This window comes from Polaromonas sp. P1_G4, from assembly GCF_056405475.1.
The window spans coordinates 1-1,052 of record NZ_JBFUCA010000889.1 but is presented as its reverse complement, the minus strand read 5'-3'; the positions used below and the strand labels follow the sequence as shown (position 1 = coordinate 1,052).

Genomic DNA, 1,052 nt, shown 5'->3' with positions numbered 1-1,052 from the left:
GTACACGCGCAACGAGCAGGACTTCGCGCGCGGCACGTTCCGGGTGCGCGGGGACGTGATCGACATTTTCCCGGCCGAGCATTCCGAGCTGGCCATACGCATCGAGCTTTTCGACGACGAGATCGAGTCGCTGCAGTTGTTTGATCCACTGACAGGCCGCATACGCCAGAAAATCCCGCGTTTTGTGGTCTATCCCAAAAGCCACTACGTCACGCCACGCGACAAGGTCATGACCGCCGTGGAAACCATCAAGCTGGAGCTGTCCGAGCGGGTGGCCCAGTTCGTCGCGGACGGCAAGCTGGTGGAAGCCCAGCGCATTGAGCAGCGCACCCGGTTTGACCTGGAGATGCTCAGTGAAATCGGCCACTGCAAGGGAATCGAGAACTACACCCGTCACCTGAGCGGCTCCCCGCCGGGTTCGCCCCCTTCGACGCTGTGCGATTACCTGCCCAAGGATGCCGTGATGTTTCTCGACGAGAGCCACGTCATGATCGGTCAGCTCAACGCCATGTACAACGGCGACCGCGCACGCAAAACCACGCTGGTGGAATACGGTTTTCGCCTGCCGAGCGCGCTGGACAACCGGCCGCTCAAGTTCGAAGAGTTTGAAGCCAAGATGCGCCAGGCCGTTTTTGTCTCGGCCACACCGGCAAATTATGAGAAAGAGCACGCCGGCAAGGTGGTGGAGCAGGTGGTCAGGCCCACCGGACTGGTGGATCCGCAGGTGGAAGTGAGGCCGGCTACCCATCAGGTCGACGACGTGCTGCAGGAAATCCGCATCCGGGTCGAAAAGAATGAGCGGGTGTTGATCACCACGCTGACCAAGCGCATGGCCGAGCAGCTGACGGATTACCTGAGCGACAACGGCGTGAAGGTGCGTTATCTGCACAGCGACGTGGACACGGTCGAGCGCGTGGAAATCCTGCGCGACCTGCGGCTGGGGGCCTTTGACGTACTGGTGGGTATCAATTTGCTGCGCGAAGGGCTGGACATTCCTGAGGTGTCGCTGGTGGCCATCCTGGACGCCGACAAAGAGGGTTTCCTCCGTGCAG

Annotated in this window: 1 protein-coding gene; it reads left to right on the top strand. The window is 61.0% G+C overall.

The window, feature by feature from the left end:
• The coding region (locus AC1D1X_RS24210) for a helicase-related protein (RefSeq protein ID WP_477699473.1) at window positions 1-1,052 on the top strand (1,052 nt) is incomplete at both ends.